This window comes from Albidovulum sp. (assembly GCF_049646345.1).
GTDB lineage: Bacteria > Pseudomonadota > Alphaproteobacteria > Rhodobacterales > Rhodobacteraceae > Albidovulum.
Genome location: NZ_JBARVQ010000175.1, coordinates 1 through 8,457, shown reverse-complemented (window position 1 = coordinate 8,457; position 8,457 = coordinate 1). Strand labels below are relative to the sequence as shown.

The 8,457-nt window shown below is 54.3% G+C and carries 6 protein-coding genes; 4 read left to right on the top strand and 2 right to left on the bottom strand.

All coding sequences use genetic code 11. From position 1 onward, the window contains the following. Positions 1–212, bottom strand: a 212-nt coding sequence (locus WBB85_RS04390; protein WP_432637410.1) for a recombinase family protein, incomplete at its 3' end; no start/stop codon positions are given. A gap of 528 nt (positions 213–740) precedes the next feature. On the opposite strand from WBB85_RS04390, the gene WBB85_RS04385 reads away from it, so the two are divergent. The 4 genes from WBB85_RS04385 (at position 741) to WBB85_RS04370 (ending at position 5,411) form a co-directional block, all read left to right on the top strand. Next, the gene (locus tag WBB85_RS04385) at positions 741–2,096 is read left to right on the top strand and encodes an IS1380-like element ISPme1 family transposase (RefSeq protein WP_012112698.1); all 1,356 of its coding nucleotides are present in this window, start codon (positions 741–743) and stop codon (positions 2,094–2,096) included. Continuing rightward, entirely contained in the window at positions 2,087–3,205 is a 1,119-nt protein-coding gene (locus WBB85_RS04380; protein ID WP_432637409.1) for a hypothetical protein, read from the top strand. Before WBB85_RS04385 ends, WBB85_RS04380 begins: the two co-directional genes overlap by 10 nt. A gap of 306 nt (positions 3,206–3,511) precedes the next feature. Continuing rightward, the gene (locus tag WBB85_RS04375; RefSeq protein ID WP_432637408.1) at positions 3,512–4,174 is read left to right on the top strand and encodes a hypothetical protein; all 663 of its coding nucleotides are present in this window, start codon (positions 3,512–3,514) and stop codon (positions 4,172–4,174) included. A gap of 316 nt (positions 4,175–4,490) precedes the next feature. Further along, the gene (locus WBB85_RS04370; RefSeq protein ID WP_432637407.1) at positions 4,491–5,411 is read left to right on the top strand and encodes an Abi family protein; all 921 of its coding nucleotides are present in this window, start codon (positions 4,491–4,493) and stop codon (positions 5,409–5,411) included. Positions 5,412–5,463: 52 nt separating this feature from the next. Here the strand turns inward: WBB85_RS04370 and WBB85_RS04365 are convergent. Further along, positions 5,464–8,457: type ISP restriction/modification enzyme (locus WBB85_RS04365; RefSeq protein ID WP_432637406.1), on the bottom strand; the 2,994-nt coding region annotated here is incomplete at its 5' end.

Genomic DNA, 8,457 nt, shown 5'->3' with positions numbered 1-8,457 from the left:
CGCAAGGACCGCGCAAGGCGGTCATACTTGGTGACAGTGATCACATCGCCCTGGCGCAGTTGATCGAGCAAGCGGTCCAGCTCGGGCCTGCTGCGGGCCGTGCCGGTGATCTTGTCAGCAAATATCTTCTCTGCTCCCGCCGCCTTCAAGGCATCGATCTGGCCGTCTAGGTTCTGGTCGTCTGTGCTGACGCGGGCATATCCGATGATCATGCCGCACTGTGCCAAAAACCTCCCAAAACCACAAAGGTTTTGTCATGGGTTTTTGTCCACCCTAAAGCCTTGATACGGGGTAGGGCAGGGGGCAGGGACAGAAACGACCGTTTTTGACCGTGAGGTTTTGGCATCGGGTTTTTGACCGAAGGGTCAGAAAATGCGGCGTTCTCGAAATCTCGCTCAGAAAATCGCGATGATTGTAGTGCCAATGATCGCTAAGACAGCTCCAAGTATGCCTTACTCGATGCCGATATCGACCGCGCAGCGCAGGAAACGCGATTTCTTCTGGACATGGACGAAGTTCAACGACAATTCTGGGCGCATTGGGAAAGCACAGGCAAGCCAGACTGCAAAACGGGTGTGGCGCAAGCCTTTATGGGCTTCACCAAGCGGAAGTATGGCCAGATGAAGTACGGTAAGAAATAATCTAGCCCACATTCTCCAAGTAAGTCGCTGATTTCGCTGTCGTAATCGTGATATTTCGCATATAAATCATGGCGTTGACGGCTGCGAGGGGCGCGTTTCATGGATCACCTGGAGGGTGCGGGCTTGGCGCGGGGAGATCGGGTTGATTTCGACCGCCGTGTGCGTCTGGAGTTCCGTGGTGCGCAGATCAGTTCAGACGGTGGCCTGCTGGTGATGCGCGAGCTTGATGACGTGCTCGGCCTGTCCAATCTGGCGTCGGAGGCGCTGCGAGACAGCCGCACCGGGAAGAACACGCTCCATCGGCTTGACGGATTGTTCCGGCAATCGGTGTTCGGACGACTGGCCGGATACGAGGATGTGAACGATGCCGACCGCTTGGCCCTCGATCCCGTGATGCGTCAGGTCGTTGGCGGCAGGGCCGTCGAGGCGCAAGCTGCTTCGGCATCGCAGATGGGACGGTTCGAGACCGAGACGCTGGCTCTGGCCGCGAACCGGGCGGCGCTGGCCGATCTGAACGGCCAATGGATCGACCGGTTTCATGACCGCAACGGGTTGAAATACATCGTGCTGGACATGGACAGCTCGGTCAGCCCCACCCACGGCGATCAGGAAGGTGCTGCCTGGAACGGGCATTTCGACTGCACCTGCTATCACCCCATCTTCTTGTTCAACCAGTTTGGCATGCTGGAGCGCTGCGCCCTGCGTAACGGCAATGTCCACAGCGCCGATGGCTGGCGGGATGTCCTTGATCCCGTCATTGCCCGATATGCTGGCCGCGACCTTGGTGGACGCTTCTTCCGGGCCGACGCTGCCTACGCGATCCCCGCGATCTATATGCGGCTGGAAGAAGCCAGGTTCTTCTACGCCATCCGTCTGCCCGCCAACGCCGTCTTGCGCGAGAAGATCGCGCATCGGCTGACACGGCCCGTGGGACGGCCTTCGCTGACCAAGGTCAAACGGTTCTTCGAGGACTTCGAGTATCAGGCGGCGTCCTGGGACAAGCCGCGCCGCGTCATCGCCAAGATCGAATGGCATCCGGGCGAGCTGTTCCCCAAAGTCGGCTTCATCGTCACCAACCTGCCGATGGAGCCAGACTGGGTGGTGAGGTTCTACAACCAGCGCGGCACCGCAGAGCAGCACATCAAGGAAGGCAAATATGCCTTTCGCTGGACGCGGCTGTCATGCCGGAAGTTCCGGCACAACGAGGTGCGGCTGCAACTGCACGCGCTGGCCTACAACCTGGCAACCTTCCTGCGCTGCATCGAACTGCCCGAGGCCATGGCGGACTGGTCGTTGACCAGCCTGCAACTCAAGCTGATCAAGATCGGCGCCCGCGTCGTCCGCCACGCCCGCGCCATTACCTTCCAGTTGGCCGAGGTCGCCGTCACCGGCCCGATGGTGCGGGCCGTCCTTGCCGCCATCCGCCGTCTTCGAACGCCTCCGTCATGCGCATGACCACGATCCATGCCCAAGCTGAACGAAAGCGGCAGGACAGGTCCGTCTGCCGCGCGGAAAAGCGGCTCTGCCGGGCCAGAATGCTGCGGGTTCGAGGCTTGATCCACCCGACTTCGGCCGTTTGCGCGACGACAGACACCGCTCGGGGCGAAAAACGCTTGCCCAGCGAGCAAAATCAGGCGATCTTGAAGTCAAGCGGCAGGCTACTTGGGGAATGTCGGGTCAACCGACTATGGCGCCAAACGGCAAGCCACATGGGAAATGTCGGCTGTTGGAAAATAAGGAGTTTGAACTTGGTGCTAAAATATATTTTCATTCTCGCCATTGGCTCTATTTTATGCGCGGTTCAGGCAATTGCAGATGAGTTGAAGCCATCGGCAGAAATTGACGTCGTAGGCGTTCGGATCGGCATGGGCTTTGACGAAGTGATGGCGCAGCTGGAGGCCGAATACCCAAACGTCGCTCCGCAGATCGGAATATCAAAGCACGCCAAGAGTTCCACGGAGTTTCCAGTGGTTGTTTCTGTGGTTCGCAATGACAATGGGATAAATGAGCTATTCAGAGCCTATTTCACAGGGAAGTTCTCTGGAAGCCGGGTCTACTCCATATACAGATCGGTTACCTACCCATTCAACGACCAAGCCTCATATCAGGAAACACGCTCCGCCGTGCTCGAGAAGTTCGGGCTTCCTACTATGTCATCAATGGGAACGATGTTTCAGTATGTCTTTAATCCAGAAAGAGTCATGCTTGGAACGGAAGATGAGGTGAGAGCTCTGGTGGATAGCGATGGGTTTGATTATGCGGCGCTTGTTCGGGACAAGGAAAACGGGATTGTCCACTACAACAATGTCGCAGCATGTACGCGGGCTGTGGCAAACGTACAAAACTTGCAGTTCTTCAATCCTGCCGAGGCGACGGGCGATGCGCCGGTTGATTGCATGGCGGCGCTTAACATATCTTTGAATACCGACGGCACGCTTCTACGTGTGTTGGAGATGAGCACTGCGGATTTTCGCTTCGTACTGGACGCCGCGAAGATCGATCAGGCCGAAGATGCTGCGAATGTGGTAACGCCTCAGCCTACCGCAGAGACGCCCAAATTGTAGCTGTCGGGAGCGTGCAGTCAGACCGCAACATGCCGGAGACCAACCCGCTTCCTCTATTGCGAGCAGGTTGTAGGGATAGCCAAGGCACCCACCTTATCGCCAACTGGGTCCGCGCTCGTATGTTCCCAAGGGTTCCCGGTGCTGTGGCGGTGGCCCGCAAAATGGCGGCGGCCTCTTCGGCTGTGAAGCCCTTGGATCGCTCCTGCTTGGGCTTGTTCCTTCTGTAGGCGAAGCCCTTGGCGGGGTTCTCAGCGATCTTCAGTTTCTCTACGCCGACAGCGAATACCGCTCTAGGAGAAATTTGAGATGCCTAAAATATTATCCGTTCTGGGAACAATAGCAGTAATATCTTTAGCAATATTTGCAGCTTGGTCGAAATTTGATCGTAGAGAGGGCCGTATGTCCAGCTCTGATGTTGATCAGATTAAATGGATTAGTGGAACTACTTACCAAAATGTAGGCCGCGCCACAGACGTGGTGGCCTTCTTATATGATGAGTTCAATGACAAAGTATTCTGTGTCAGTGAGACGTATTTTGAGGCCAACGAACGCAGAGAATTTAGTTTTCCTAGGTGTCCCAACGTAGGCGGAAATTCAAGTGCTACCTCTGAATTTATGCTGGCAAAACATTATTTTGACAGTGATAAATGGAAAGAAAAGTACTCTCGAAATTTGGACCGCATAGCCTTCTCTGCAAGCATCAACACCTGCAACGAAGACCCCACCAAACCGCTAAGAACTCAGTTAAATAATGTCACTGACGTAAGCATTATTCGATATTCAGGTATCGCTGTTGCGTACAACCCTGAAACTAAATCAGAAATCTACAGACGCGATATTCAAAGAAGTTCGTCTATACCTGCCAGAGGTACAGAAGGGCTATGCTGGCCTGTTCCAAAATTTCCTACGCGCTACGATCCAAAAAAAGTTGAGTGGAATATTCTGGATAAGAATTACGTTTTTCAGTAAATTCCTACCCGACCAGCCGCGCCCACAGCCCCTTGCGCGGCGGCTCTGCTGGCTTCTCTCTTTGATCCGTCAAAAGTGCCGTAAGCTGGCGGCGTACAGACTTCTCATCGGTCAGCATCTCCTGCAAACTCTCTATGCGGTCGGTCAGTTGTTCACGCTCGCGAGTGCCGGACAAAACCCAACGTTTGTGGCACCGGCGAAAACGACCGTTTTAGGCCTGCCGTGCTCTTCTAAGTGCGCTAGCTCGTGCGCAACATCGATCCAGATTCACATTGGACTTGAAACTCGGCACTATGTGGCGCATATAAGTCTAGTCATGGGTCGCCACACGTGGCTGGGCAACCAGTTAGTGCAAAAGGGCGGCCCTTATTTTTTCATGACCCTACCACCTTACACAAAACCTCACGCTAGCGCTTCCGACCGAGTTCAACATCTTCGGGCGAAGGGGCTTTCTATACTCAGACCGAATGTCGCGGCGCGCAAGATCGAGATGATTGGGTACGAGCGGCTTCGTATCTACTTCTTGAGTCGAAGGGACCACACTCTCGCCGGAAAACCTTTCCTACCTGGAACCAGCTACAATGATATTCTGAAAATCTACGAGTGTGATGCGAAGCTGCGAGCAGCCTGTTTTTCTGCGGTTGGCCAGTTCGAAATCCTACTTCGCAATCGCATCTCAGAAGAGCTCAGCGCCCGGTACGGTAGCCACCCTTACTTCGATCCGACAGCCTTCAAAACCAAGGAGCTTCACCTTGAAGCACTCCAAAAGCTAAGTTCCGTTTACAACCTGTCGAAGGACAAGAGGGCGAAGCACTACAAAGAAAATTATTCGAACCCACCTCTGCCAGCGATCTGGACCCTGAAGGAATTTTTGACCTTTGGGGCCACCTCAAGGCTTCTAAAAGCGCTAGATGGCCCCGTGGTGAAGGCAGTAGCGTTGGATTTTGGCGTTCCTACCGACCAGCTGTTAGAAAATTGGGTAGAGGCCTTGGTTGACCTCCGGAACGTGTGCGCTCACCATGACCGCCTATTCAACCGGGCATTTCAGAAGCAGCCTCAGCGACACCAACAAGCCGGCGTCCCGGCGGCAGGTGTTCCAAGCAACAAGATGCGGGCACTCATACTGTGCCTAGACCATATGATGACCGCAAGGGGGGGCCCTGTGCACCTCGACACCACTGTCAGAAGCATTCTCAACAAGTACCCAGAAGTCCGACTGGCAGAAGTCGGCTTCTGACGTGCCTCGTCAGGCTCACTATGTATGTTACTACGAAGCGGCAGGCTGTCGGCTAGATCAAGGAATCCTGCCTATCATCCGCTTTGCCTCCCTTTCCTGACCCCTTGGCGTCAAAAGCGCCTACAGCTTGCAGCGCATCTACGGTTATGATTGGTCCATCGCAGATATGCTGAAGCAAGTTGGCCTGTCTGTCCTCTAGCGCGACCAACCGCCCGAGGACATGCAGCACGTTCAAGAGCTCAGATGTGTACTCAGCCAACCAGTGGTCCGGAAAGATAGCTTCCAACGGTGAAGGTGGGCGGCGCTCGCCGATCGTGGTACGTGTTCGATCTTTCTTGCGATAGCTGAACCAGTGTAGAAGCACCTGCTTTCCTGAGACCTCATACTCCCAGACTCTCTGTGAAACATTATCGATGAAACCTTCCCCGACATACAGACGCTGGTTGTCATGATCATGGCGTATGTCGTCCGGCATGCGATCTGGGTCTGTTGGGATGGCTCCGTCTTTTGGGATTACTGGCCCTTGACCCTTCGGCAAGCGCGGTGGACCCGGTGATCGGTCTCTTGCTGGATCAACGAAACGCTCTCCAAAAGTGTGAAGCCAGATAACTTCTTCACCAAGCTCCACGGCTTCGCGGAATAGATCGCCATCCGACGTGATCGGGATGCGCAGGCCTGGCTGAACAAGATCGCCCCTGAAACGTGCAGTATAAGCCGGATGCGCGGCGACTGCGGCAAGGTAAGCCATGATGGCTGACCCAGTGACAACTTGACCTATCTCGTCTTGCACAGCTTGTAGAAACATCGGTTTGATGTTTGGCTCTGTTGCCTTTGCGTCTGCCCAAAGCGGAAATATCCGTCCACCGAACGAGCCTTTATAATGATCAAGATCGCAAATTGCGCCAGCAAACGTCAGTGCAGGGCCATTACTTGGTGCAGATCGATGCAGGGCAGTCAGAAAAACTTGAGTCCCAGAGTAGTGTTCCCAAAGCGTTGGGTTCGGCTGGTTTATCAGCCTGCCGTCTGGAATGATCCATTGCCGGTCAAATGAGCGAAAGCTGTATCGGGTTGGAGGAATGCAGCTACTTTGATCAGCTGCAACCGGCCCTGATCGGAATGGATGCCCAAACAAGCCACTTTTCAGCTGCTTGTCTACATGCTTATCACCGGGCTTCCCGTTTCGCATATGCGGATGAAAATCAGTGGCTTTCTTCTTCGAGTCTTTCTGGCTAACCAGTGCGTTCCAGCGATTTTCCAGAGTCCCTTTATCCGGAGCAACCACCCACACGCGACCTGGCATTACACCCGAACCATTATAGGTGAACATCTCTTCAAGAGAGACAAAGTCAGTCCATGCGCCCTTGCTCTTGGGCAAGAATGACGAGCGAGGCTGCGACGAACAATCCTGCCAAGTCGGCCCCTCCAGAGTGATAGCCTTCAAATTTTCAAACTTATCCGCTCTGTCGCCAGAGCAAAGAACTCGATAGCGAACGCGGGCAGGTTTGTCTTTCTGACCTTTTGTCTTACGCAGCGCCATAACTATGCAAACAGGCTGCTGAACATCCTGAAAAATTCGACTAGACACCGGCGGTTGATGGCCTTCAGGCGTACAGTCTATAATCCAAATTTCATCAGCCTGTGCCCGCAGATCAGCCCGCATTTTCTGGAACCCAGGGCCATTCACAAATCCAGCAGCGGTGATGAAGCTGATCACACCTGTATGATCACGCTCTCTCGTCCCCTGGAATTCAGCCGGATCGCCGTCGCCAAATACCTTCCAAGTGGCCCATCGCCAAAAATACACATATAGATTACGCAGATGTTTAGTGTGCGCCCCGACATTCCACTCTGGTGGCGGCATCCAATCCATCAATGGTCCAGGACGGTTTGCACTGCCCGACTCGACCCACCCACCTAAGCCTTTTGCCTTGTCTTTGTAGGGCGGGTTTCCGATCACAACCGTGATTTTTTCCTGCTTCTTGATCTCATTGGCCTGCCTGCGCGATTCACCAAGTGGCATCAAGATTTGTGGGATGTACTCGTCTTCGAGATAAGGATTGCTCAGCGTATCAGTGACATAAAGACGCATAGGGTCAGCGTGACTAGCGAATTCATCTCCCGCCAGATCACGAAGCTCCGCGAGCAATCGCAACTGTGCCACAGCAAACGGTCCGAACTGTAGCTCAAACCCGATCAGGCGCGGAATTGCGGCTTGGATTACTCCTGGCACGGCACCTGGCCCCTGATCCTCTTCTGTCGCTTCCGCTATTCTGCGCAGAATGCCCAAAAGATACGTACCCGTCCCTGTAGCAGGGTCAGCGACCGTAACATTCTGATCTGCGAGGCCATCTGTGAGGCCAAAATAGGCGCTTGATCGCAACGCCTCATCCACCAGCCGCACCATGGACATGACGACTTCAGGCGGGGTGTAATAAGAACCAGTCTTACGGCGTAGATCGTCGTCATAGGCCTTCAGGAATTTCTCGTAAAAGTATAGCCATGCCTCAGGATCGCCCTTACTAATGACATCCCATTCCACCGCATCGAGAACGCGGGTCAACGTCGCCAGTGAAGTCTTCAGCGTAGCTTGATTTTCTGCGTCATCTGTCAGCAATCGAAGTGCGGTGCCAATCAGCGTGTTAGTCTGGCGTAGTTCTTTCGCAACTCGATCAAGGCCGTCCTTCAACGGAATTTTTCGCGCCCGCGCCATAAGCATGCCAAACGTTACAGCCTGAGCATATCCATCGGCAAACGCTGCATCGGTTGCATTGGGAAACAGCAGCTTTCGCCAGTCAGTAGCTAGATTGGTCAATGGACCGGAACCTTCGCCAAGTTGTTCCGTAACCTCTTCGCGCAGTAACCGGCAAAGGCGTGCCGTCATTTCAGCAAGCGCAAGCGCTGTCTTCGGGGGCTGGGGGTCCCATTGAAAAAAGTCGGAAAATCGAGCAAGAAGCTCAGGTGGGGCTGTCAGCTTGTTGCCTGCAACCTCGACGTCACCATCGAGTTGAACAATTTTCCCTACGAGTTCGCCATTTTGCCAGAGGCT